Annotated in this window: 24 protein-coding genes; 10 read left to right on the top strand and 14 right to left on the bottom strand. The window is 72.5% G+C overall.

Annotated elements, in window-relative coordinates:
* Positions 1-20 precede the first annotated feature (20 nt).
* On the bottom strand, positions 21-590 hold the full coding sequence (locus tag QSK36_RS19270) for a TetR/AcrR family transcriptional regulator (RefSeq protein WP_183539746.1): 570 nt from the start codon (positions 588-590) through the stop codon (positions 21-23).
* Positions 591-677: 87 nt separating this feature from the next.
* Between QSK36_RS19270 and QSK36_RS19265 the strand changes: the two genes are divergently transcribed.
* Positions 678-1,085: a nuclear transport factor 2 family protein gene (locus QSK36_RS19265; protein WP_285783373.1), complete on the top strand. Its 408-nt coding sequence runs from the start codon at positions 678-680 to the stop codon at positions 1,083-1,085.
* A 47-nt stretch (positions 1,086-1,132) separates the two neighbouring features.
* Here QSK36_RS19265 and QSK36_RS19260 read toward each other — a convergent pair whose 3' ends face one another.
* From QSK36_RS19260 to QSK36_RS19250, 3 genes are all read right to left on the bottom strand, one after another.
* Positions 1,133-3,007 (bottom strand): ABC transporter ATP-binding protein, encoded by a 1,875-nt coding sequence (locus tag QSK36_RS19260; protein WP_502883326.1) that lies wholly within the window; start codon positions 3,005-3,007, stop codon positions 1,133-1,135.
* Positions 2,988-4,766 carry an ABC transporter ATP-binding protein gene (locus QSK36_RS19255; RefSeq protein ID WP_285783493.1) on the bottom strand — a complete coding sequence of 593 codons (1,779 nt, stop codon included), beginning with the start codon at positions 4,764-4,766 and terminating at the stop codon, positions 2,988-2,990. Before QSK36_RS19255 ends, QSK36_RS19260 begins: the two co-directional genes overlap by 20 nt.
* Before the next feature lie 337 nt (positions 4,767-5,103).
* Positions 5,104-6,306 (bottom strand): RNA-guided endonuclease InsQ/TnpB family protein, encoded by a 1,203-nt coding sequence (locus QSK36_RS19250; RefSeq protein ID WP_183539961.1) that lies wholly within the window; start codon positions 6,304-6,306, stop codon positions 5,104-5,106.
* Positions 6,307-6,462: 156 nt separating this feature from the next.
* On the opposite strand from QSK36_RS19250, the gene QSK36_RS19245 reads away from it, so the two are divergent.
* The 3 genes from QSK36_RS19245 (at position 6,463) to QSK36_RS19235 (ending at position 7,823) form a co-directional block, all read left to right on the top strand.
* A complete protein-coding gene (locus QSK36_RS19245) occupies positions 6,463-7,098 on the top strand; it encodes a TIGR03085 family metal-binding protein (RefSeq protein ID WP_285783372.1) in 636 nt (211 codons plus the stop codon).
* Between the two features lie 102 nt (positions 7,099-7,200).
* Entirely contained in the window at positions 7,201-7,365 is a 165-nt protein-coding gene (locus QSK36_RS19240; protein WP_182897153.1) for a hypothetical protein, read from the top strand.
* A 296-nt stretch (positions 7,366-7,661) separates the two neighbouring features.
* Positions 7,662-7,823 (top strand): hypothetical protein, encoded by a 162-nt coding sequence (locus QSK36_RS19235; RefSeq protein WP_167748136.1) that lies wholly within the window; start codon positions 7,662-7,664, stop codon positions 7,821-7,823.
* A 280-nt stretch (positions 7,824-8,103) separates the two neighbouring features.
* Here QSK36_RS19235 and QSK36_RS19230 read toward each other — a convergent pair whose 3' ends face one another.
* Positions 8,104-8,391 (bottom strand): chorismate mutase, encoded by a 288-nt coding sequence (locus QSK36_RS19230; protein WP_079319720.1) that lies wholly within the window; start codon positions 8,389-8,391, stop codon positions 8,104-8,106.
* A gap of 243 nt (positions 8,392-8,634) precedes the next feature.
* Between QSK36_RS19230 and QSK36_RS19225 the strand changes: the two genes are divergently transcribed.
* A complete protein-coding gene (locus QSK36_RS19225; RefSeq protein WP_183539736.1) occupies positions 8,635-8,865 on the top strand; it encodes a hypothetical protein in 231 nt (76 codons plus the stop codon).
* A gap of 43 nt (positions 8,866-8,908) precedes the next feature.
* Here QSK36_RS19225 and hisF read toward each other — a convergent pair whose 3' ends face one another.
* From hisF to hisD, 9 genes are all read right to left on the bottom strand, one after another.
* Complete coding sequence (hisF, locus tag QSK36_RS19220; RefSeq protein ID WP_139574373.1) at positions 8,909-9,679, bottom strand: imidazole glycerol phosphate synthase subunit HisF; 771 nt, start codon at positions 9,677-9,679, stop codon at positions 8,909-8,911.
* A gap of 3 nt (positions 9,680-9,682) precedes the next feature.
* On the bottom strand, positions 9,683-10,102 hold the full coding sequence (locus QSK36_RS19215) for a RidA family protein (RefSeq protein WP_221264029.1): 420 nt from the start codon (positions 10,100-10,102) through the stop codon (positions 9,683-9,685).
* Positions 10,099-10,824: a bifunctional 1-(5-phosphoribosyl)-5-((5-phosphoribosylamino)methylideneamino)imidazole-4-carboxamide isomerase/phosphoribosylanthranilate isomerase PriA gene (priA, locus tag QSK36_RS19210; RefSeq protein WP_183539734.1), complete on the bottom strand. Its 726-nt coding sequence runs from the start codon at positions 10,822-10,824 to the stop codon at positions 10,099-10,101. Before priA ends, QSK36_RS19215 begins: the two co-directional genes overlap by 4 nt.
* A 4-nt stretch (positions 10,825-10,828) precedes the next feature.
* The gene (locus QSK36_RS19205) at positions 10,829-11,200 is read right to left on the bottom strand and encodes a hypothetical protein (protein ID WP_183539733.1); all 372 of its coding nucleotides are present in this window, start codon (positions 11,198-11,200) and stop codon (positions 10,829-10,831) included.
* A gap of 108 nt (positions 11,201-11,308) precedes the next feature.
* Positions 11,309-11,941 carry an imidazole glycerol phosphate synthase subunit HisH gene (hisH, locus tag QSK36_RS19200; protein WP_183539731.1) on the bottom strand — a complete coding sequence of 211 codons (633 nt, stop codon included), beginning with the start codon at positions 11,939-11,941 and terminating at the stop codon, positions 11,309-11,311.
* On the bottom strand, positions 11,938-12,090 hold the full coding sequence (locus QSK36_RS19195; protein WP_179155475.1) for a CG2302 family histidine operon protein: 153 nt from the start codon (positions 12,088-12,090) through the stop codon (positions 11,938-11,940). Before QSK36_RS19195 ends, hisH begins: the two co-directional genes overlap by 4 nt.
* Positions 12,090-12,695, bottom strand: a complete 606-nt coding sequence (gene hisB, locus QSK36_RS19190; protein ID WP_183539729.1) for an imidazoleglycerol-phosphate dehydratase HisB — start codon at positions 12,693-12,695, stop codon at positions 12,090-12,092. The genes QSK36_RS19195 and hisB overlap by 1 nt, the downstream gene beginning before the upstream one ends.
* On the bottom strand, positions 12,692-13,768 hold the full coding sequence (locus QSK36_RS19185; protein WP_285783371.1) for a histidinol-phosphate transaminase: 1,077 nt from the start codon (positions 13,766-13,768) through the stop codon (positions 12,692-12,694). Before QSK36_RS19185 ends, hisB begins: the two co-directional genes overlap by 4 nt.
* Positions 13,765-15,072 carry a histidinol dehydrogenase gene (hisD, locus tag QSK36_RS19180; protein WP_285783370.1) on the bottom strand — a complete coding sequence of 436 codons (1,308 nt, stop codon included), beginning with the start codon at positions 15,070-15,072 and terminating at the stop codon, positions 13,765-13,767. The genes QSK36_RS19185 and hisD overlap by 4 nt, the downstream gene beginning before the upstream one ends.
* Before the next feature lie 198 nt (positions 15,073-15,270).
* Here hisD and QSK36_RS19175 point away from each other — a divergent pair, with 198 nt between their 5' ends.
* The 5 genes from QSK36_RS19175 (at position 15,271) to QSK36_RS19155 (ending at position 21,786) form a co-directional block, all read left to right on the top strand.
* On the top strand, positions 15,271-16,035 hold the full coding sequence (locus QSK36_RS19175; RefSeq protein WP_285783369.1) for a DeoR/GlpR family DNA-binding transcription regulator: 765 nt from the start codon (positions 15,271-15,273) through the stop codon (positions 16,033-16,035).
* 75 nt (positions 16,036-16,110) lie between these two features.
* A complete protein-coding gene (locus QSK36_RS19170) occupies positions 16,111-17,634 on the top strand; it encodes an amino acid permease (RefSeq protein ID WP_182897160.1) in 1,524 nt (507 codons plus the stop codon).
* Positions 17,631-19,070 (top strand): FGGY family carbohydrate kinase, encoded by a 1,440-nt coding sequence (locus tag QSK36_RS19165; RefSeq protein WP_285783368.1) that lies wholly within the window; start codon positions 17,631-17,633, stop codon positions 19,068-19,070. The genes QSK36_RS19170 and QSK36_RS19165 overlap by 4 nt, the downstream gene beginning before the upstream one ends.
* A complete protein-coding gene (locus QSK36_RS19160; protein ID WP_285783367.1) occupies positions 19,067-20,503 on the top strand; it encodes an NAD(P)/FAD-dependent oxidoreductase in 1,437 nt (478 codons plus the stop codon). The genes QSK36_RS19165 and QSK36_RS19160 overlap by 4 nt, the downstream gene beginning before the upstream one ends.
* Positions 20,500-21,786, top strand: coding sequence for an NAD(P)/FAD-dependent oxidoreductase (locus QSK36_RS19155; RefSeq protein ID WP_285783366.1), 1,287 nt, complete (start codon positions 20,500-20,502; stop codon positions 21,784-21,786). The genes QSK36_RS19160 and QSK36_RS19155 overlap by 4 nt, the downstream gene beginning before the upstream one ends.
* The last annotated feature ends 19 nt before the right edge of the window (positions 21,787-21,805 follow it).

The following is a 21,805-nucleotide window of genomic DNA, read 5'->3' as shown; positions in this document are numbered from 1 at the left end:
CTGAAGGGCGCCTGGACGGATCAGCCGTCCGCGCCCGTCAAGGACCGCAGGCAGGGGCGCAGCAGGGCGGCGATCTGCTCGGGAGGCGCGTCGCGCAGTTCTTCGAGCTTCAGCAGGTGCCGCCCGAGTACCACGCCGATGAGCACCGCGCTGATCAGCGCCGCCCGTACGCCCGCGTCGGCGGCGGGGATGGCCTCGGCGAGCTGCGCCCGGTGGCGGGCCGCCCCCTCGGCCGCGGCCTCGGAGGCTCCCGGATGGGTCAGCATCGAGCGCAGGACGGCCAGCGACTCGACCGGCTCGTCGGCCATCGAGGCGGCGAGCCGGTCGAGCATCTCCTCGACGACCTGCTCCGGCTCGCCTTCCAGAGGCCCGGACGGCCGGGCCCGGGCGACGCGCAGGAAGAGCTCCTCCTTGGAGCCGAAGTAGTGCATGACGAGCCCGGGGTTCACCCCGGCGGCCGCGGCGACGGCCCGGATCGTCGTGTCCGCGTATCCCGACTCGGCGAACAGGCGAGCCGCCGCCTCGAGGATCCGCGCCTCGGTCCTGCGGCGTCGCTCCGCCCGCGTCAGGCGGGCTCCGGCCTCGGTCACCGGTCGATTCTACGGCGTGATTGATCCCTTTCCACATTTCGTTGTACGGTCGTTTAGTAAACGCGCGTTCAACGAACGGAGGGCCCCATGGACCGGCCGACCCCGCGAGACGTCCTCGCCCGCAGACGCGCCCTGATCCTCGACGGCGACCTGGTCGGCTTCGCCGATCTGTTCGCCCCCGACGGGGTGATCGAGCTGCCGTTCGCCCCGCCGGGGATGCCCGTGCGCGTCGAGGGCCTAGAGGCCATCCGTGCCTTCTCCTCCGGGCAGGCGACCGCGGCGATGCGGATCGAGGACATGTGGACCACGAGCGTCTACGAGACGACGGATCCGGAGGTGCTCGTCGTCGAACTCGAGACCAGGGCCGTGGTGACCGCGACGGGCGCCCCCTATCAGGCCCGGTCGGTGCAGGTGTTCCGTATCCGCGACGGGCGCATCCTCCTCCTGCGCGACTACTGGAACCCGATGGGCCTCGCCGACGCCTTGCGGGCCTGATCAGAGCCGGAAGACGTCGGCCGATGTCCTCCGGCTCCGGCGGAAGATCAGCGGGCGGTGGTGGCGGTGGTCCAGGAGGCGTAGAGGTCGGCGTACACGCCGGGCTGCTCGACCAGGACGGCGTGCGGGCCGCGCTGGACGATCCGGCCGTGCTCGAACACGATGACCTCGTCGGCCGCCTGGGCGGTGGACAGGCGGTGCGCGATCGAGATGGCCGTACGACCGCGGGTGACGCCGTCGAGGGCACGGGCGAGGCGCACCTCGGTGGCGGGGTCCACGGCGGAGGTGGCCTCGTCGAGCAGCAGCAGGTCGGGGTCGGCGAGGTAGGCACGGGCGAGCGCGACGAGCTGCCGCTCTCCGGCCGACAGGGACTCGCCCCGCTGGCCGACCGGGGTGTCCAGGCCGGCGGGCAGGCCGTCGAGCCAGTCGGCCAGGCCGAGCTCGGTCAGCGCCCGGGCGATCTCCTCCCGGGTCGCCGAGGGCCGTCCGAAGCGGATGTTGTCCTCAAGCGTCGAGTCGAACAGGAACCCGTCCTGCGGGACCATGACGATCCGCTCCCTGAGCGAGGAGAAGCTGACCGTGCGCAGGTCGGTCCCGTCCACGAGGATCCGGCCGGAGGTCGGGTCCATGAGCCGGGTGAGCAGCTTGGCGAAGGTCGTCTTGCCCGAGCCGGTCTCCCCCACCACCGCGACCCGCGTGCGCGGCGGGATCTCGACGGACACGTCGTGGAGGACGGGCGGCCCGCCGGGGTAGGCGAAGCCCACGCCGTCGAAGCGCACCGAGATCGGGCCGCGTGGCAGCACCGCGCCGTTCTCCGGGTCGGCCACGTCGGCCGGGGTGTCGAGCACGCCCAGGATGCGCCGCCATCCGGCGATCGCGTTCTGCGCCTCGTTCAGCACCTCGGTCGCGGTCTGCAGCGGGCTGATGAACAGCGTGATCAGGAACAGGAACGCGATGAGCCGCCCCGCCGTGATCGAGTCGGCGACGCCCAGCCAGACCCCGGCCACGACCACCAGCGCGACCGTGATCGAGGCGATCAGCTCGGTGGCCGGGAACGTGAACCCGACGATCTTCTGGGCTCGGGTCTGCGCCGCGCGCATCCCGTCCACCGCGGTGTCGATCCGCTCGGCCGTGCGGTCCTCCGAGCCGTACGCCCGGATCACCGCGCTGCCGACGACCGACTCGCTGACGGCGGCGAGGACGTCGCCGGCGCGCTCGCGCACCCGCGTGTACGCCCCGGCCACCAGGCGCTGGAACCGGGGCAGGGCCAGCACCAGCGGCAGGAAGCAGGCCCACACGATCAGCGTGAGCTGCCAGGAGTAGACGGCCATGAGCACCGTCGCCACCACCAGCTGGCCGGCGGACACGATGACCATCAGCCCGCCCCACTGCATGAACGTGCTGATCTGGTCGACGTCTCCGGTCACGCGGGAGACCAAGCCGCCGCGCCGCTCGGTGTTCTGCGTCAGCACCGACAGGTCGTGCACGTGGCGGAAGCCCTTGCCGCGCAGGGCCGCCAGGCCCGACTCGGTGGAACGGTAGAGCCGGACGTTCATGAGGTAGCCGCACAGCGCGGTCAGCACGACGGCGAGCGCGCACAGGACCACCGCGTTCCGGATGAACGGCAGGTCGGGCACGCCCGAGCGCAGGCCGCGGTCGATCACCTGTTGCACGGCGATCGGCACGACGACCTTGCCCAGGGTGGCCAGCACGGCCAGCACGAGCGTCCCGGCGAGCCCGCGGCGGAACTCCGGCGACAGCCGCAGGCCCTGCCTGAGCGTCTCCAGGGCGCCCCGGTCGGCCGACCGCAGGGACGAGGTCTCTCCTGTGGCCGTGCCGGTCGCAGGGTCGGTCACGGCGGTCACCGCGTCACACTCCTCGTCAAGGGCTTCGGGCCGTGCGTCATGCGACGACCTCCTCATCGGTGTCGAGCGCGGCCCGCTCGGCCTCCTCGCGCTCGTAGGCGGTGACGAGGTCGCGGTAGCCCGCGCAGCGGACCAGCAGCTCCTCGTGCGTGCCGTGGTCGGCGACCACGCCCTGCTCCAGGTAGACGACCTCGTCGGCCAGCGCGATCGTCGCCATGCGGTAGGCGACCACGATCACCGTGGCCTCGGCGGCGCCGTCGCGCAGGCCGTAGAGGATGCGCTTTTCGACCTGCGGGTCGACGCTGGAGGTGGCGTCGTCAAGGATGAGCAGCCGGGGCTCGCGCACGAGCGCGCGGGCCAGTGCGAGGCGCTGGCGCTGACCGCCCGACAGCGTCGCACCGCGCTCGCCGATCCGGGTGTCCAGGCCGGACGGCAGCGCGCTGACGAAGCCGTCGGCCTGCGCGAGCCGCAGCGCGGCCCAGACCCGCTCGTCCGGCACCTGCCCGGCGAGCGCGATGTTGCCGCGCACGGTGTCGTCGAACAGGAACGTCTGCTGCGGGACGAGCGCCACCGAGGCGCTCACCTCACCCTTGGCCACCTCGCGCAGGTCGACGCCGTCGACGCGGACGACGCCCTCGCCGGGGTCGATCAGGCGCGCGAGCAGCTGGGTGAGCGTCGACTTGCCCGCCCCGGTCGGCCCGACGACCGCGATCGTACGGCCCGGCGCGACGGCGAAGCCCACGTCCCTCAGCACCGGGCTCCCCGGCACGTACGCGTAGGAGACGCCCTCGGTCTCCACCCGGGCCGGGCCGGAGGCGTCCAGGCGGGCGGTGCCGTACTCCATGGAGCCGGTGGCGTCGAGGACGTCCCTGACCCGCGTCCAGCCGACGACGCTGCGCGGCAGCTCGGCCAGCACCCAGCCGAGCGCCCGCACGGGGAAGGCGAGAAGGGTGAACAGATAGGCGACCTGGATCAGGTCGCCGGCCGCGACGCCACCGGACTCCAGCCGCAGCGACCCGACGAGCAGCACGGCGAGCACGCCCAGCGTGGGCAGCGCCTCGAGCATGGGGTCGAACAGCCCGCGGACGCGGCCGACGGCGACGTTCGCGTCCCGCAGCGCGTCGGCCTTCGCCTGGAAGCGCGCGGTCTCCGCGTCCTCCCGGCCGAGGGTCTTCACGACGAGCGCGCCGTCGAAGCTCTCGTGCGCCACCTCGCTCACCTCGGCCCGCAGCTGCTGGGCCCGCATCGCGAGCGGTGAAAGCCTGCGCTGGTAGACCAGGTTGAGCACGGCCACGGCCGGGAAGATCAGGAAGCCGACGACGGCGAGCACCGGGTCGACCAGCACGATCGCCACGGCGGCCGTCACGAGCATCACGACCACGCCCACCGCCATCGGCAGCGGGGCGAGCGGCCCCCAGGCCGCCTCGACGTCGGAGTTGGCGTTGGACAGCAGCTGTCCGGTCGGGTGACGGTGGTGCCAGGCGAGCGGCAGCCGCAGATACTGCCGGGTGACGGCGCGGCGTGAGTGGGCCTGCATGCGGTACTGGTGGATCCCGGCCAAGATGCGCCGGCCCATGATCCCCGCGGCCTTGAGCACCGCCACGCCCACGATCAGCAGGGCCGCCACGACCAGCGCGCCGGTGCTCGCCGCGCCGTCCCTGAACGCGGGCAGCACCGCGTTGTCGGTCGCCCAGCCGAGCGCCCAGGACGAGACGACGGTCATCGCGCCGTAGAGGGCGCTGGCGAGGACCGCGCCGGTGAAGATCCTCGGCTCGGTTCTGATCGCCACGCCGATGACCTTGAGACCCTGGAGCATGACTGAGCTGCCGGGCCGCGCGGGAGACTCCTTCGTCGGCACGCGGTGCGTTCCTTCCGATCGGGGGACCAGCCGGGGCCGCTCCCTGCGAGCGCCCCGGAGGGGGACGTTACTCACTCGGGGACGCCACCGGATCGGTCACCGGACCGACGCCGCCCAAGCCCTTGGTCCTAGTCGTGTCTCGCGGATCGCTGCGACGGGCAGCATCTGCTCGACAGTCCTAGTTACTCCCTATCATCCTGATCAATCGGTTTATTCCTCGGTGATGCTCGGCCACCGGTCCGGACGGGATGACGGACGCATAGGCTGATCACTTGACTTCCTCCCCCGCCTGAAGCTAGTGGCGGAGGAGCCCATCCCTCGCGGGCTGGGTTTCCTGCTTCACCGCCGACCGCCGAAGGGAGGACCCTTGCGGACTCACGTCAGCTCCACAGGCAGACACCGCTCGACCAGCGGCCAGGATGTTCTTGGCGGCGTTGACGTCCCGGTCGTGCCGGGTGCCGCATCCCGGGCACGTCCAGTGCCGGGTGGACAGGGACAACATGGCGAGCAGGTGCCCGCACGCGCTGCACGTCTTCGAGCTGGGAAACCAGCGGTCGATCACGACCAGGCGCCGTCCATACCGTCGGGTTTTGTACTCCAGTTGGCGGCGGAACTCGCCCCACCCACAGTCGGAGATGACCCGCGCCAGAGACCGGTTGCGGACCATGCCGCGCACGTTGAGGTCTTCGATCACGATCAGGTCGTGGTCGCGGACCAGCCGTGTGGAGGTGCGGTGCAGGAAGTCGGCGCGGGCATCCCGCACCTTGGTGTGCGCGCGGGCGACCTTCGCCCTGGCCTTGGCCCGGTTGTTCGACCCGCGCTGCTTGCGGGCCATCCTGCGCTGGTAACGGGCCAGATTCCTCGCCTTACGCTCCAGGTGGCGCGGGTTGGCGATCCGCTCACCGTCGGAGGTCACCGCAAAATCCTTCACCCCCAGGTCGACACCGACCGCCGAGCCGGGGTCGGTGTCGACCTGGGGTTCGGTCTCGGCCTCCACGGCCAGGGAGGCGTACCAGCGACCGTCGCTGTCGCGGGAGACGGTCACCGTGGCCGGGTTGATCGTGGCGGGGTCGACCTCGGGCCAGGACCACACCAACTCGATTGGGTCGTCCACCTTCGCCAGGAACAGTCGGCCGTCGCGCCAGCGGAACGCCGAGCGGGTGTAGCTCGCGGACTGGCGGCCGTGGCGGGACTTGAACCGCGGGGGGCGGGCGCGTCCGGCGAAGAAGTTCACAAAGGCGGTGTGCTGGTGCCGCAACGCTTGCTGCAACGGCACACTGGAGACCTCGTACAGGAAGTCGCGGTCGCCACCGCGTTTCAGCTCCGTCAGGTACCGGTCCGATTGCGCATAAGAGGTTTTCACGCCCTCGGCACGGTAGCGGGTCTGCCGCCACGCCAGAACCGTGTTCCAGACCAGGCGTACGCAGCCGAACGTGCGGTTCAGCACCGCTACTTGTTCGGGGGTGGGGTAGACCCGCACCTTGTACGCCGTACGCATGTTCGGATTTTACTATCTCCTTTTTCACATGGTCAGCAAAAGGAGCAAAGTCGTGAACGCTTCGCGCTCAGGGCCGTCCCGGCTTCGCCGGGCCGCCCCTGACGGGGTCCGAATTCCTCCCGGCCCCAAGGGACCGGGCTTCTTCCGGAGGTTGCAGTGACACACGCCCAGACGGAGCGCGCGGCGCTCTGCGACCTGCTCGACCGCCTCGGTCCTGAGGCGCCCACGCTGTGCGAGGGGTGGGCGACCGGGGACCTCACGGCCCACCTCGTCCTGCGCGAGCGCCGGCTCGACGCCGCGCCCGGCATCGCGCTGCCGTTCCTGGCGGGCTACACCGCCGCCGTGCAGGAGCGCATCAAGCGGAGCCACCCCTATCCCGAGCTGGTCGGGCTCGTCCGTCACGGCCCGCCGCGCTGGACGCCGTACGGGCTGGTCCCTCGCCTGGACGAGATCGTCAACACGGTGGAGCTTTTCATCCATCATGAGGACGTGCGCCGGGCGCAGGCCGGCTGGGAGCCGCGGGTCATCCCGCGGGACCTGCAGGAGGCGTTCTGGAACCGGCTGCGCGGCACCGCCCGGCTCTTCCTGCGCAAGGCTCCTGTCGGGGTCGTGCTCCGCCGTCCCGACGGGGCCAAGACCGCCGGGCGGATGGCGGAGCCCGCCGTGGTGGTCACCGGCGAGCCGTCGGAGCTGCTGCTGTTCGCGTTCGGACGGCAGGCGCACGCCCGGGTGACGTACGACGGGGACGCCGCGGCGGTCGCCCTCCTCCAGGAGGCCCGATTGGGGCCCTGAGGACGAAGTCGCGGGAGTTGTCCGGAATTCTCCACGTAAACGTCGTGCAATGGGGCAGCATGAGACCAGCGCACGATGTGTGGGAGCGTTTGGGAGCCCCGGATGAACCTCAAGAAGGTCCTGACCTACCTGGCCATCGCGTTCGTGATCTTTTATTTGTTCACGCAGCCCGCGAACGCCGCCGGCGCGGTCAGGAACGTGTTCGGGGGCATCACCACGGGAGCCGAACGCCTGTCCGCGTTCTTCACCTCGCTCCTCTCGGGCTGAACCCCGCTCTTCCCTGGCCGGACCGCGCTCGTTCCGGGCCGAGCCCCGCTCTTTCCGGGCCGAGCCCCGCTCTTCGCGGGCCGGACCGCGTATTTCCGGACTGCGCCGCGTTCTTTCCTGGCTTTGCCGGCGGCGTCCTGCCAGGCCCGCGAGGACTCCTGGACGCGCCGCGAGAAGGCCGTCGATCCCGCCGTCTCACGATGAGGGCGGAACGGCCTCATGTCCTCTCGGCTAGTTATGATCAACACTGCCGCCGGGTACAAACAACCGGGATACCGATTGCAGGAGGCCCCCCGATGAAGGTGAAGAAGGTTCTTACGTACGCGGCCATCGCGTTCGTGGTCTTCTACCTCTACAGCCAGCCGCACGCGGCGGCAGGCGCCGTGCGAGGCGTGTTCGACACGGTCAACACCGGAGCCAGCCGACTGGCGACCTTCTTCACCTCGGTCCTGAGTTGAGGCCGCGGACCGCCCGTCCCCGCTCTCCCACAGGTGACCCCGACCACAACCACAGGCAGCGACCAACAACTATCGAATCGTAGTGACAGCCAGAGCCCCGAGGCTCTCCGCGCACAGGCCGGCAGGGCATCCGCCCTTGCTCCGCCGGCCTCTCCTTTCGCATCCCCTCATGACCGGCGAGCGGCTCACCCCCAGGTCGACACCTCTGCCCCCACGTCCCGTTCGCACACCCGCGTGTTCCACAGGGCTCCCGTGAACGAGAACGGGCGCACGGCGAGTGCTATCCGCGCTGCCGGTGCTCCGTGAGCTCGTACTCCACGAACGCCCCGATCATCGCCCGCCAGACGGCCTCGGCGACCTCCGGCGACAGCCCCTCGCGCTCCGCGCGCTCCCGCGCCGCGGTCACGACCCGCTCCACCCGGTCGGGAGCCCGTACGGCCTGCTCGTCCGTCTTGAAAGCGGCGGCGGCGCGCACGAGACGCTGCCGCTCGGCCAGCAGCGTCGTCAGACGGGCGTCGAGCTCGTCGATCCGGCGGCGGACGTCGTCGAGCGAGGTGGGGCCGGACACATGTTCCTCCGGGTGGCGAGACGATGATCACCGGCAACTCTAGGGCTCGTGCAGGAGAGCCCGCACATCCGCCGTCCGCAGAAGAGATCCCGATAAAAGGCCACACAATCGCGCATGCCGATTTTCGCCCACTATCGCCCTATTTGGGGTGATTGGTATGGACGGTTGCGTGATGTTCGGCCGACCATTGAGGAGGGCGGACTCCGGAGCGCCGCATGATCCCTCGACGGACAGGAGACAGCTATGCGTGCCAAGCGTTTCCCGAGCCTGCTGGGCCTGGCCTTCCTCGCCGCCGTCGGCCTCGCGGCGGCTCAGCCGGCCCACGACGCCTCCGCCGCCACGACCTGCTGGAGCGACAACGGGTGCGGCCAGGGCGGCTCCTTCCAGGGACAGTGGCAGTACCAGTCGATGGCGTCCTCCTCGCTCGGCACCGGCCCCGACGCCTACCCCACGGCGATCGTCGACATCGACTGAGGACCCACCGACCGGGGGCCGGATCCCGGCCCCCGGTGGGCGCTCAGCGGACCGGGTGACCGGCCGCGCGCAGCGTGTCCTTGACCTCGTGGATCTTGAGCTGGCCGAAGTGGAAGACCGAGGCGGCCAGCACGGCGTCCGCCCCGGCGTCCACCGCGGGCGGGAAGTCCTCCAGCCGCCCGGCGCCGCCGGAGGCGATCAGCGGGACGCTCACCGCCGCCCGTACGGCCCGCAGCATCTCCAGGTCGTATCCCGACTTGGTGCCGTCGCCGTCCATCGAGTTGAGCAGGATCTCGCCGACGCCGAGTTCCTCCCCGCGCCGGGCCCACTCCACCGCGTCGATGCCGGTCCCCCGGCGCCCGCCGTGGGTGGTCACCTCGAACCCGGAGGGCGTGGGCGGCCCGTCGACCACCCGGCGCGCGTCCACCGACAGCACGATGCACTGCGACCCGAACCGGCGCGAGGTCTCGGTCAGCAGTTCCGGCCGGGCGATGGCGGCGGTGTTGATGCCGACCTTGTCGGCGCCCGCGCGGAGCAGCCGGTCCACGTCGTCGGCCGACCGCACGCCTCCGCCGACCGTCAGCGGGATGAACACCTGCTCGGCCGTACGGCGCACCACGTCGAGCATGGTCTCGCGCTCGCCCGAGGAGGCGGTGATGTCGAGGAAGGTCAGCTCGTCGGCCCCCTCGGCGTCGTAACGCGCGGCCAGCTCGACCGGATCGCCGGCGTCCCTGAGGTTCTCGAAGTTGACCCCCTTGACGACCCGGCCCGCGTCGACGTCCAGGCAGGGGATCACCCGCACCGCTACGGTCATCGCTCAGTCCTCATCGTTGCCGCGTTCCACCGGCCGGTAGGCCTCGACCTCGACCTCGACCAGCATGCGCGCGTCGACCAGCCCGGCGACCTGCACGCTCGTGCACGCGGGCCGTACGTCGCCGAAGATCTCGCCGTGGGCCTTGCCCGCCGCGTCGAAGTCGTCGGCGTTCACCACGTACATGCGGGTGCGCACCACGTCGGCCCGGGTGGTGCCGGCCTTCTCCACGGCGTCCAGCGCGATGGAGAAGGCGGTGAGCGTCTGCTGGTAGGCGTCGCCCACGTGCTGGACCTCACCGCCCACGGTGGCGGTGCAGCCGGACACGAGCACGTGCGGCCCGGCGACGACCGCGCGGGCGTAGCCGTAACGGTCCTCCCACGGGCCGCCGGAGGAGATCCGCCCGTCCGGCATCTGGGTGCTCATGCGCTCTTCACCGCCGCGAGGGCCTCTTCCAGCGTGAACGCCTGGGCGTACAGCGCCTTGCCCACGATGGCGCCCTCGACGCCATCCGGCACGAGCGTCGCGATCGCCCGCAGATCGTCGAGCGAGGACACCCCGCCGCTGGCGACGACCGGGCGGCCGGTCCGCGCGCAGACCTCGCGCAGCAGGTCGAGGTTGGGACCGCGCAGCGTGCCGTCCTTGGTGACGTCGGTGACGACGTAGCGCGGGCAGCCCTCCGACTCCAGCCGGTCGAGCACCTCCCACAGGTCGCCGCCCTCCTGGGTCCAGCCGCGGGCGGCCAGCGTGGTGCCGCGCACGTCGAGCCCCACCGCGATGCGGTCGCCGTACTCGGCGATCGCCTTGGCGCACCACTCCGGGTTCTCCAGCGCGGCGGTGCCGATGTTGACCCGCCGGCAACCGGTGCTCAGCGCGGCCTCGAGCGAGGCGTCGTCGCGGATCCCGCCGGACAGCTCCACGTTCACGTCGAGCGCGCCGACGACGGAGGCGAGCAGCTCGCGGTTGTTCCCCCGGCCGAACGCCGCGTCGAGGTCGACCAGGTGGATCCACTCCGCGCCGGCCTTCTGCCAGGCCAGGGCGGCGGCGAGCGGATCCCCGTACGAGGTCTCCGTCCCCGCCTCGCCCTGCACGAGGCGGACGGCTTGGCCGTCGGCGACGTCGACGGCTGGGAGCAATACGAGCGACATTTGGTCATGACCTCCGGTCGAAGACGATGGTGACGAGCACCGGGAGCAGCAGGATCGAGCCGAGGAACACGCCCAGCCGGGCCATCCACGAGTCGAGCAGAATCCAGGCGAGCACCTGGACGAGGAACCACAGCACGACGACGACGGCGTTCTCCGTGCGGCGGCGGCGGGCGAGATACCCGCGCTGCCGGGCCACCCGCACCGGCCTGGCCGGCCGCGGCAGCACCGCGGCCACGGCCCCGGCGACGGGCCCGACGAGCCGTTCGCGCATCTCGCGCCGTCTGGCGGCCCTCGCCTCGCGCTCGGCCCGGGCCGCTTCGAGGCGTTCGCGCTCGGCTTCGCGCTCCGCCCTCCGGCGGGCCCGTTCCTTGCTCATCGGGCCTCCCGCTCGGGTCCGGTCACGGCCTGGCCGGCCGTACGCGCCGCAGCCCCGCCGGTTCCCAGTGTCGCACCGCTGCCTCGAGATTTCGCGTGCCGGACACGCTCACAGCGTGCTCAGCCAGTTGGACAGCAGCACGGCCCCCGCGTCCCCGGACTTCTCCGGGTGGAACTGGGTGGCCATGAGGGGACCGTTCTCGACGGCGGCCACGAACGGCACGCCGTGCTCGGCCCAGGTCACCAGCGGCTCGCGGAAGCCGTCGCCGGCCTCCAGCCGCCAGTGGCGCACGCCGTAGGAGTGGACGAAGTAGAAGCGCGTCCCCTCCTCCAGGCCGCGGAACAGCACGCTGCCCTCGGGCGCGGTCACGGTGTTCCACCCCATGTGGGGCAGCACTGGCGCGTCGAGCCGCTCGACCGTGCCGGGCCACTCGCCGCAGCCCTCGGTGTGGACGCCGTGCTCGACGCCCTTCTCGAACAGGATCTGCATGCCGACGCAGATCCCGAGCACCGGGCGCCCGCCGGACAGGCGGCGGCCGACGATCTGGTCGCCGCGCACGCCCTTCAGCCCCTCCATGCACGCGGCGAACGCCCCGACGCCGGGGACGACGAGCCCGTCCGCCTCGAGGGCCGCGTCGAAGTCGGCGGTGACGGTGACGTCCGCCCCCACCCGGGCCAGCGCCCGCTCGGCCGAGCGGAGGTTGCCCGAGCCGTAGTCGAGAACGACGACCCGTCTGCTCATTGCCACCACATCACTCCCGCAGTGATCGCCATGGCGGCCCCGACGCCGGCGAGCGCCGCCAGCAGCTTGAGGCCCTGCCGGATGCCCGAGATGACCCCGCCGATAAGGAAGAGGCCGATGAAGATCATCCCGCCGGACGCGAAGGTCATCAGAGGACGCCCTTGGTGCTGGGCACGCCGGTCGCCCGGGGGTCCCGCTCCGACGCCTCGCGCAGCGCCCGCGCGAGCGCCTTGAACTGCGCCTCCACGATGTGGTGGGCGTTGCGCCCGTACGGCACGTGCACGTGGAGGCAGACCGCCGCCTGCGCGACGAACGACTCCAGGATGTGCCGGGTCATGGTGGTGTCGTAGTCGGGCCCGATCATCGGGGCCATGCCCTCGGGCTCGGTGTGGACGAGGTAGGGCCGGCCGGACAGGTCAACCGTGACCTGCGCGAGCGCCTCGTCCAGCGGGCAGGAGGCGCTGCCGAACCGCCGGATGCCCGACTTGTCGCCCAGGGCCTCGCGGAACGCCGCGCCGAGCGCGATCGAGGTGTCCTCGATCGTGTGGTGGGCGTCGATGTGCAGGTCGCCCTCGGTCTTCACGGTCAGGTCGAACAGGCCGTGCTTGCCGAGCTGGGCGAGCATGTGGTCGTAGAACCCGACGCCGGTGGAGACGTCGACGATCCCGGTGCCGTCGAGGCCCACCTCGACCAGCACCGACGTCTCCTTCGTCGTGCGCTCGACGCGGCCGCGGCGCTCGTCGATCTCGGTCATGCGAGGACCCCTTCCAGCGCGGCGCGGAACGCCGCCATCTCTTCCGGCGTGCCGATCGACACGCGCAGCCAGCCCGCGGGACCGGTCTCCCGGATCAGCACCCCGCGATCGAGCAGTCCCTCCCACACGGACCGCCGATCCGCAAACGTACCGAACAGCACGAAGTTGGCGTCGGAGTCGGCGGCCACCAGGCCACGCCCCCGCAGCCAGTCCACGGTGGCGTCCCGCTCGGCGCGCAGCGTGTCCACCGTGCCCAGCAGTTCCTCGCGGTGCGCGAGCGCCACCCGGGCCGCCGCCTGGGTCAGCGTGGACAGGTGGTAGGGCAGGCGGACCAGCAGCATGGCGTCGACCACCGCCGGGTCGGCGGCGAGGTAGCCGAGCCGGGTGCCGGCCATCGCGAACGCCTTGGACATGGTGCGCGTCACGATCAGCCGGGGGTTGCCGGGCAGCAGGGTCAGCGCCGACGGCGTGCCCGTGCGGGCGAACTCGGCGTACGCCTCGTCCACCACGACCATGCCGGGCGCGGCGGCGAGGATCCGCTCGATGACCTCCAGCGGCAGGGCCGTGCCGGTCGGGTTGTTCGGCGAGGTCAGGAACACCACGTCGGGGCGGTGCTCCTCGATCGCGGCCACGGCGGCGTCGGGGTCGATCGCGAAGTCCTCCTCGCGCAGGCCCTCGGTCCAGCGGGTGTTCGTGCCGCCCGCGATGATCGGGTGCATGGAGTACGACGGCTCGAACCCGATGGCCGAGCGGCCGGGGCCGCCGAACGCCTGGAGGATCTGCTGGATGATCTCGTTGGAGCCGTTGGCCGCCCACAGCTGGCGGGCCGTCAGCCCGTGGCCGAGGTAGTCGGCGAGGTCCTTGCGCAGCTCGACGGCGTCCCTGTCGGGGTAGCGGTTCAGCGTCGCCGCGCCCTGCCGTACGGCACGGGCGAGGTCGTCGATCAGCGCGGCCGACGGTGGGTAGGGGTTCTCGTTGGTGTTGAGCTGCACCGGCACGTCGAGCTGCGGCGCGCCGTAGGGCTGCTTGCCGCGCAGGTCGTCACGGATCGGCAGGTCGTCGAGGGTCGTCATGCGGGCACTTCCCAGTCGAAGCGGGCGCGGATCGCGGCGCCGTGGGCGGGCAGGTCCTCGGCGTCGGCGAGCGCGCACACGTACGGTGCGGCCCCGGCCAGCGCCTCGCGGCTGTAGTCCACCACGTGGATGCCGCGCAGGAACGTCTGCACCGACAGCCCCGAGGAGTGGCAGGCGCAGCCGCCGGTCGGCAGCACGTGGTTGGAGCCCGCCATGTAGTCGCCGAGCGACACCGGCGCGTACGGCCCGACGAAGATCGCGCCGGCGTTGCGCACCCGGGCGGCGACCGCGCGGGCGTCGGCCGTCTGGATCTCCAGGTGCTCGGCGGCGTAGGCGTCCACGACCTTCAGCCCGTCCTCGATGTCCGAGACGAGCACGATGCCCGACTGACGGCCGGCGAGCGCCTCGGTGATCCGCTCGCTGTGCCGGGTGGCGGCCACCTGGCCGGGCAGTTCCTTCTCCACCGCGTCGGCCAGCTCCACGCTGGTGGTGACCAGCACGGAGGCGGCGATGACGTCGTGCTCGGCCTGGCTGATCAGGTCGGCCACGACGTGAACGGGGTCGGCGGTCTCGTCGGCGAGGACCGCGATCTCGGTGGGCCCGGCCTCGGAGTCGATGCCGATGCGGCCCTTGAGCAGGCGCTTGGCCGCGGCCACCCAGATGTTGCCGGGACCGGTCACCATCGTGGCCGGGCGGCACTCCTCGGTGCCGTAGGCGAACATCGCGACGGCCTGGGCGCCGCCCACGGCGTACACCTCGTCGACGCCGAGCAGCGCGCAGGCGGCGAGGATGGTGGGGTGCGGGAGCCCGCCGAACTCCTTCTGCGGGGGCGAGGCGACGGCCAGCGAGGGCACGCTCGCCTCCTGGGCGGGGACCACGTTCATGACCACGCTGGAGGGGTAGACGGCCCGGCCGCCGGGGACGTACAGCCCCACGCGGTCGACCGGCACCCAGCGCTCGGTGACCGTGCCGCCGGGCACGACCTGCGTGGTGGTGTCGGTGCGCCGCTGGTCGCGGTGGACCAGGCGGGCACGGCGGATCGACTCCTCCAGCGCCGCGCGCACGGCCGGGTCCAGGTCCTCCAGGGCGCGGGTGATCGCCTCGGCGGGCACCCGGGCGGACTCCAGCTCGACGCCGTCGAATCTCGCGGTCAGCTCCCGTACGGCTGCCGCGCCACGATGGCGTACGTCCTCACAGATGGGCCGCACCTTCTCCAGGGCGGCCTCGACGTCGAGTTCGGCGCGGGGCAGCACGTCGCGCAGGTCGGCAGGAAGGGACCCGCGCAGGTCGATACGGGAAATCACCGTCCCAGTCTACGGACGACCAGGGACGGATCAGCGTGTGTCCAGCATTCGGGACGGACGTTTCACCCGCGCGCGCACCACTCGGGAGCTGGGATTCTTCTCCGCCGCCCGTTTTCCGGGCCCGCCCCTTGACAGGTTTTCGGGCACTAATCCACACTCTCGGGCAATAGCAGTCACATTCGGTCAAAGGCGGATCTCTTGCTTCCGGCACAGCGCCACCAGCGGATCATCGAAGCCCTCGGGCGGAAGGGGACCGTGCGCACCGAGGACCTGACCGCGCTGCTCGGCGTCTCCCACGAGACCGTCCGGCGCGACCTGGCGATCCTGGAGCGCCGGGCGCTGCTCGTCCGCGTGCACGGCGGGGCCACCTCGGCGCCGTCCGGCACCGGCGAGGAGCTGTCCTACCTGGAGCGCTCGACCAGCCAGTCGGAGGCGAAGGCCGTGATCGGCGAGCTCGCGGCGCAGCTCCTGCGGCCGGGCCAGACCGTGATCATCGACGTCGGCACCACCGCCGTCCACGTCGCCAGGGCCGTCCCCCCGTCCTTCCGGGGGGTGGTCGCCACCTGCTCGCTGCTGGTGGCGGCCGAACTCGCGGGCCGTCCCGGCGTGGAGGTGCTGGTGGCGGGCGGGCGCGTCCGGCAGGGCGACCTCGCCGTCTCCAACGCCCACACGCTGGGGTTCTTCCAGGACCTGCGCGCCGACGTGGCGTTCCTCGGCTCGGGCGGGGTGGACGCCGAAGCCGGGCTCACCGACTACTTCCTGGACGAGGTCGCGACCAAGCGCGTGATCCTCGCCAACACCGCCCGGACGTACGTGCTCGCCGACAGTTCGAAGCACGGCAGGGTCGCCGCCTACCGCGTGTGCGCCCTGGACGACCTGTCCGGCCTCATCACGGACGGAGAACCCTCTCCCGCGCTCGCATCCGCCCTGGTCAGGGCGGGTGCCGAGATGATCAACCCGTAGGGAGGCCCGGCGGCGCGGCCACGCCGCCGGGCCCGGACCGTTGCAATCTCCCCAGCTCCAGCCAGGAGACGATCCATGACCCATCCTTCCACGCGCTCCCCCGGCAATGATCACGTCGGCCCGAACCAGAACGGCCCTGATCGAAAAGGCACGGATCAGGCCGACGCGGCCATCTCCCACGCCGGGTACGCCCAGCAGTTCTCGCGCACGCTGAAGTCGTTCGAGTCCTTCGCCGTCGCGTTCTCCTTCATCTCGATCACCACGGGCCTGTTCACGACGTACGGCACCGTGCTCAACTCGGGCGGGCCCGCGGGCATCTGGACCTGGCCGATCGTCGGCGCGGGCACGGTCGCGGTCGCCCTCCTGTACGGCGCGCTGGCCAGCCGCATCCCGCTGTCGGGCTACAGCTACCAGTGGGCGAGCAGGCTCGCCTCGCCGGTGCTGGGCTGGTGGTTCGGCTGGGTGTCGTTCGCGTTCCTCGCGATCGTCGCGGTGGCGGTCGACTACGGCCTGGCCCAGGTGGCGCTGTTCCCGCTGTTCGGCTGGGAGTACACGCCCATGGCCGGCGCGCTCACCACGCTCGTCGTGCTGGTCGTCCAGATGGCCCTGATCATCTGGTCCACGCCGATCACCACGAAGATCAACAACCTCGCGGTCAGCGCCGAGGTGATCGCGATGATCGGGCTGACCCTGCTGATCGCCGGATTCGCGATCTTCGGCGGGCACGCCGAATGGTCCAACCTCACCTCCACCGGAGCCGTCTCCGGCGACGGCTACTTCGGCTGGCTCGGGCCGTTCATGCTGTCGGCCCTGCTCGGCGCGTTCACGCTGGTCGGCTGGGAGTCCGCGGCCAACCTCGCCGAGGAGACGATCAACCCCAAGCAGGTGGTGCCCCGGGCGATGGTCCGCGCGATCCTGCTCAGTGTCGCCCTCGGCATGCTGTTCCTCGTCGTGATCACCGCCGCCCTCGGGAACGACGTGGCGGCGATCACCGCCTCCTCCGCGCCCGTCGCCCAGGTGGTCGAGAACGTCCTCGGCGCCGGGGTGGCGCGGGCCTTCCTCGTCGTCGTGAGCCTTGCGATCTTCGCCTGCGGCCTGGTCATCATGGTGAGCTGCAGCCGCCTGGTCCACGCGATGGCCCGCGACGGCCGGCTGCCGTTCTCCACGGCGCTGAGCCGGGTGCCGCGCGCCACCGGCGGCCCGACCTGGGCCACCGTGCTCGCGGCCGGCGCGTCGATCGCCATCGTGCTCGCCTTCTCCGGCAACGCCGACGCCCTGTCGCAGCTCCTCGGAGCGGGCACGCTCATGCCGGCCCTGCTGTACGCCGGCACGGTCGCGCTCTACCTCGCCACCCGTCGCCGGCACCGGCCGCGGCCCGACGACTTCCGCCTCGGGAAGTGGGAGCCGCTGGTCGTGGCGGGGGCCGTGATCTGGCTGGTGATCGAGCTGGCGATCTTCCTCATCCCGTCCGACTTCCGCACCGCGCAGGTGTACGCCCTGGGCTCGCTCGTGCTCGGCGCGGTCGTGTTCGCCGTCGTGTGGGCGCGCGGGCGTGAGCGCCTGACGAGGGAGCCCGGCGAATCGACGGACTCGCTGTGAGCGCGCCTGCCGTACTGGCGATCGACCAGGGCACCTCGGGGACCAAGGCGGTCGTGGTAGGCGGCGACGGCGCCGTACTCGCGCTGGCCGAGGCGCCGGTCCGCCCCGCCTACCTGCCGGGCGGGCGGGTGGAGCAGGACCCGCGGGAACTGCTCGGCTCGGTGCTGGCCGCCGGGCGGGAGGCCATCGAGGCGGCGGGCGTGCCCGTCGGCGCGGTCACGCTGGCCAACCAGGGCGAGACCGTGCTGGCCTGGGACCCGGCGACCCGCGAGCCGCTGACCACCGCGCTGGTGTGGCAGGACCGGCGGGCCGAGGAGGTGTGCGCCGGTCTCGCCGGGCACGCCGAGAGGATCGCCGAGCTGACCGGGCTCGTGCTCGACCCGTATTTCTCGGCCCCGAAGATGGCGTGGATCCGCCGCAACCTCACCCGCGAGGGGGTGGTGACGACCAGCGACACCTGGCTCGTCCACCGTCTGACCGGGGAGTTCGTCACCGACGCGGCGACCGCGAGCAGGTCGGCGGTGCTCGACCTCGACGCGGTCGAGTGGAGCGGGGAGCTGCTCGGACTGTTCGGCCTGGACGGCGAGCGGCTGCCCGCGATCGTCGCCTGCGACGAGGTGGTCGGGACGACCCGGGCCTTCGGCGGGGAGATCCCGGTCGGCGGACTGGTCGTCGACCAGCAGGCCGCGCTGCTGGCCGAGGGCTGCCTGTCGGCCGGCGAGGCCAAGTGCACCTACGGCACCGGGGCGTTCCTGCTCGCCAACACCGGCGAGCGGGCCGTGCGCTCGGCCTCCGGCCTGACCACGTCGGTGGCGTGGCGGGCCAGGGGGGCCACGCCCTACTGCGTGGACGGGCAGGTCTACACGGCGGCCTCCGCGGTGCGGTGGCTAAACGGCCTCGGCCTCGTCGGCGACGCCTCCGACCTGGACACGCTGGCCGCGCCGGACGCCGAGGGCGCCCTGTTCGTCCCAGGGCTGGCCGGGCTGGCCGCGCCCTGGTGGCGGCCCGACGCGACCGGCGCGTTCCTCGGCATGACGCTGTCCACCCGGCCCGGTCACCTGATCCGCGCCGTCCTGGAGGGCATCGCCGCCCAGGTGGCCGACCTGGCCGCGGTCGTCGCGGCCGACCTCGGCCGTCCGCTGGCCCGCCTGCGGGTGGACGGCGGGCTCACCCGGTCGGCCGCTCTCATGCAGGCCCAGGCCGACCTGCTGCAGGCGCCGGTGGACGTCTATCCGTCGCCGCACGCGACCGCACTCGGCGCCGCCGCGCTGGCCCGCCTCGCCGTGACCCCCTCGCTCACGGTGGCGGACGCCGTGCCCGCGTGGGCCCCGGCGACGACGTACGAGCCGCGCTGGCCGGCGGAGCGGGCGCAGGAGTTCATGAGGCGCTGGCGGCGGGGCGTCCGCGCGGCGATCGAGACGGGGAGGGACGCGTGAGCGGAAAAGTCAGCAGGTCCGGGCCGCTGCCGGACGGGACGGTCGACGTGGCGGTGGTCGGCGGCGGCGTCGTGGGCGCCGCCGTGGCCCGCGAGCTGGCCGGGCGCCAGTCGTCGGATGGCCGTGCCCTGTCGGTCGCGCTGGTCGAGGCGCGCTCGGACGTCGGCGACGGCACCAGCAAGGCCAACACCGCGATCCTGCACACCGGTTTCGACGCGACGCCGGGCACGCTGGAGTCGCGCCTGGTGCGGCGGGGGTACGAGCTGCTCGGCGGGTACGCCGAGCAGGCCGGTATCCCCGTCGAGCGGACCGGTGCGCTGCTGGTCGCCTGGACCGACGAGGAGCTGGCCACGCTTGCCGGGCTGGCGGACAAGGCGGTGAAGAACGGCTACCGGGAGTGCGAGATCGTCGGCGCGGACGAGGTCTACCGGCTGGTCCCGGCCCTCGGCCCGGGTGCGCTCGGCGGGCTGACCGTGCCCGGGGAGTCGATCATCTGCCCGTGGACCACCACGCTCGCGTTCGCCACCGAGGCGCTGGCGCGGGGCGCCGCCGTGCTGCTGAACACGCGGGTCAAGGGCGTCGAGCGCGACGGCGACGGGGAGACCGTGCTGGTGACGAACCGGGGCCCGCTGCGGGCCCGCTGGGTCGTCAACGCCGCGGGGCTCGGCTCCGACCGCGTCGACCGCCTGTTCGGGCACGAGCGGTTCACGGTCACGCCGCGCCGGGGCGAGCTGCTGGTCTTCGACAAGATGGCCAGACCGCTGGCGAACCGCATCGTGCTGCCCGTGCCCAGCTCGCGCGGCAAGGGCGTGCTGATCAGCCCGACGATCTACGGCAACGTGATGCTCGGCCCGACCGCCGAGGACCTGCGCGACCGCACCGACACCTCCACCTCCGAGGAGGGATTCGCGTTCCTGGTGGACAAGGGCCTCGCGCTCATGCCCACCCTGATGAATGAGGACGTCACCGCCTCCTACGCCGGGCTGCGGGCGGCCACCGAGCACGGCGACTACCAGGTGCACCTCGACGCCGCGCAGCGCTATCTCGTGCTCGGCGGCATCCGGTCCACCGGGCTGACCTCGTCCATGGCGCTCGCCGAGCACGCCGCCGGGCTGCTGGCCGAGGCGGGCCTCGTCACCTCCGTACGCGAGGATCCGCCGGGGCCGCCCCGGATGCCCAACATCGGCGAGGCGTTCCCCCGGCCGTACATGTGCGACGACCTCATCGCCGGGGACCCGGCGTACGGGACCGTGGTCTGCTTCTGCGAGCGGGTCACCGCCGGGGAGATCAGGGACGCCCTCGCCTCCCCGCTTCCCCCGGCCGACATCGACGGCCTGCGCCGCCGCACCCGGGCCATGATGGGCCGCTGCCAGGGCTTCTTCTGCGGAGCCGAGATCGGCCGGCGCCTCGCTCTCACGAAGGAGTCGCGATGAACCTCGTCACCGACGTCGCCGTGGTGGGCGGCGGCCCCTCCGGCCTGACCGCCGCCGCCGGTCTCGCGGCGGCCGGTCTGCGGGTCCTGGTGCTCGACCGGGAGCGCGAGGCGGGGGGCATCCCCCGGCACAGCGACCACACCGGCTACGGCCTGCGCGACCTGCGCACGGTGATGACCGGCCCGGCGTACGCCCGCCTGCTGGCCAACCGCGCGCTGGAGGCCGGGGCGCAGGTGCGCACCTCGGCCATGGTCACCGGATGGGCCACGGCCACCGGCGGGGGTGGGATGCACGCCCTCGACGTCACCACCCCGGAGGGCCGCCTGCGGGTTGACGCCCGCGCCGTCGTCCTGGCGACCGGCGCCAGGGAACGTCCCCGTACGGCTCGCATGGTGCCGGGCGACCGCCCGCCGGGCGTGCTGACGACCGGGCAGCTCCAGAACGTGGTCCACCTGCACCACGGCAGAGTCGGCACCCGGGCCGTCGTCGTCGGGGCCGAGCTGGTGAGCTGGTCGGCCGTGCTCACCCTGCGCGAGGCGGGCTGCCGCACGGTGCTGATGACCAGCGAGCACGCCCGCGCCGAGTCGTACGCGGCGTTCAGCGTGCCGGGACGGGCCCTGCTGCGCGTGCCGGTCGCCACCTCCACCCGGGTCGTGCGGATCGGCGGCCGCGACGCCGTGGAGTCGGTCGAGGTCGAGGACCTGCGCACGGGCGAGCGCCGCACAGTGCCCTGCGACACGGTGGTGTTCACGGGCGACTGGGTCCCCGACCACGAACTGGCCCGGGCGGCCGGGCTGGCGATGGACCCGGGCAGCAGGAGCCCCGTCGTGGACAACACCCTGGCGACCAGCCGTCCCGGCGTGTTCGCCGTCGGCAACCTCGTCCACCCCGTGGACACCGCCGACGTGGCGGCCCTCGACGGCCGCCACGTGGTGCGGCACGTCCTGGCGTACGTGACCGGGCGCTCGGACACACGGGACTCGGGCACGACAGGCTCGGGCACACCGGGCTCGGGCATTCCGCTGCGGGCCGAGGCGCCGTTCCGATGGGTCTCCCCCGGCCTGGTCAGGCCGGGTGCGGGCGCGCCGCCCCGTCACCGGATCCTGCTGTGGCCGGACGAGCACCGCGCCGTCGCCAGGGTGGTGGTGACGCAGGACGGCCGCGAGATCGCCCGCCGCACCCTGCCGTGGCCGGTCTCCCCCGGCCGGGTGTTCCGGGTGCCGTCGTCCCTGCTGTCCGGCGCGGACCCGCGGGGCGGTCCGATCACCATCTCACTGGGCTGAGACCGCCGCCGCGGAGCCC

The sequence above is a fragment of the Microbispora sp. NBRC 16548 genome, assembly GCF_030268985.1.
Classification (GTDB): Bacteria; Actinomycetota; Actinomycetes; order Streptosporangiales; family Streptosporangiaceae; genus Microbispora; species Microbispora catharanthi.
Note: the sequence above shows the minus strand (reverse complement) of the source record. Positions and strands in the feature narration are given on the sequence as shown.

What these genes read in the sequence shown, in the direction of transcription:
- QSK36_RS19265 (WP_285783373.1), top strand. Translation starts at nt 678, where the DNA reads ATGGACCGGCCGACCCCGCGAGACGTCCTCGCCCGCAGACGCGCCCTG.
- QSK36_RS19260 (WP_502883326.1), bottom strand. Translation starts at nt 3,007, where the DNA reads ATGAGGAGGTCGTCGCATGACGCACGGCCCGAAGCCCTTGACGAGGAG.
- QSK36_RS19255 (WP_285783493.1), bottom strand. Translation starts at nt 4,766, where the DNA reads ATGCTCCAGGGTCTCAAGGTCATCGGCGTGGCGATCAGAACCGAGCCG.
- QSK36_RS19250 (WP_183539961.1), bottom strand. Translation starts at nt 6,306, where the DNA reads ATGCGTACGGCGTACAAGGTGCGGGTCTACCCCACCCCCGAACAAGTA.
- QSK36_RS19240 (WP_182897153.1), top strand. Translation starts at nt 7,201, where the DNA reads ATGAACCTCAAGAAGGTCCTGACCTACCTGGCCATCGCGTTCGTGATC.
- QSK36_RS19235 (WP_167748136.1), top strand. Translation starts at nt 7,662, where the DNA reads ATGAAGGTGAAGAAGGTTCTTACGTACGCGGCCATCGCGTTCGTGGTC.
- QSK36_RS19225 (WP_183539736.1), top strand. Translation starts at nt 8,635, where the DNA reads ATGCGTGCCAAGCGTTTCCCGAGCCTGCTGGGCCTGGCCTTCCTCGCC.
- hisF (WP_139574373.1), bottom strand. Translation starts at nt 9,679, where the DNA reads ATGACCGTAGCGGTGCGGGTGATCCCCTGCCTGGACGTCGACGCGGGC.
- QSK36_RS19215 (WP_221264029.1), bottom strand. Translation starts at nt 10,102, where the DNA reads ATGAGCACCCAGATGCCGGACGGGCGGATCTCCTCCGGCGGCCCGTGG.
- priA (WP_183539734.1), bottom strand. Translation starts at nt 10,824, where the DNA reads ATGTCGCTCGTATTGCTCCCAGCCGTCGACGTCGCCGACGGCCAAGCC.
- QSK36_RS19205 (WP_183539733.1), bottom strand. Translation starts at nt 11,200, where the DNA reads ATGAGCAAGGAACGGGCCCGCCGGAGGGCGGAGCGCGAAGCCGAGCGC.
- hisH (WP_183539731.1), bottom strand. Translation starts at nt 11,941, where the DNA reads ATGAGCAGACGGGTCGTCGTTCTCGACTACGGCTCGGGCAACCTCCGC.
- QSK36_RS19195 (WP_179155475.1), bottom strand. Translation starts at nt 12,090, where the DNA reads ATGACCTTCGCGTCCGGCGGGATGATCTTCATCGGCCTCTTCCTTATC.
- hisB (WP_183539729.1), bottom strand. Translation starts at nt 12,695, where the DNA reads ATGACCGAGATCGACGAGCGCCGCGGCCGCGTCGAGCGCACGACGAAG.
- QSK36_RS19185 (WP_285783371.1), bottom strand. Translation starts at nt 13,768, where the DNA reads ATGACGACCCTCGACGACCTGCCGATCCGTGACGACCTGCGCGGCAAG.
- QSK36_RS19170 (WP_182897160.1), top strand. Translation starts at nt 16,111, where the DNA reads ATGACCCATCCTTCCACGCGCTCCCCCGGCAATGATCACGTCGGCCCG.
- QSK36_RS19155 (WP_285783366.1), top strand. Translation starts at nt 20,500, where the DNA reads ATGAACCTCGTCACCGACGTCGCCGTGGTGGGCGGCGGCCCCTCCGGC.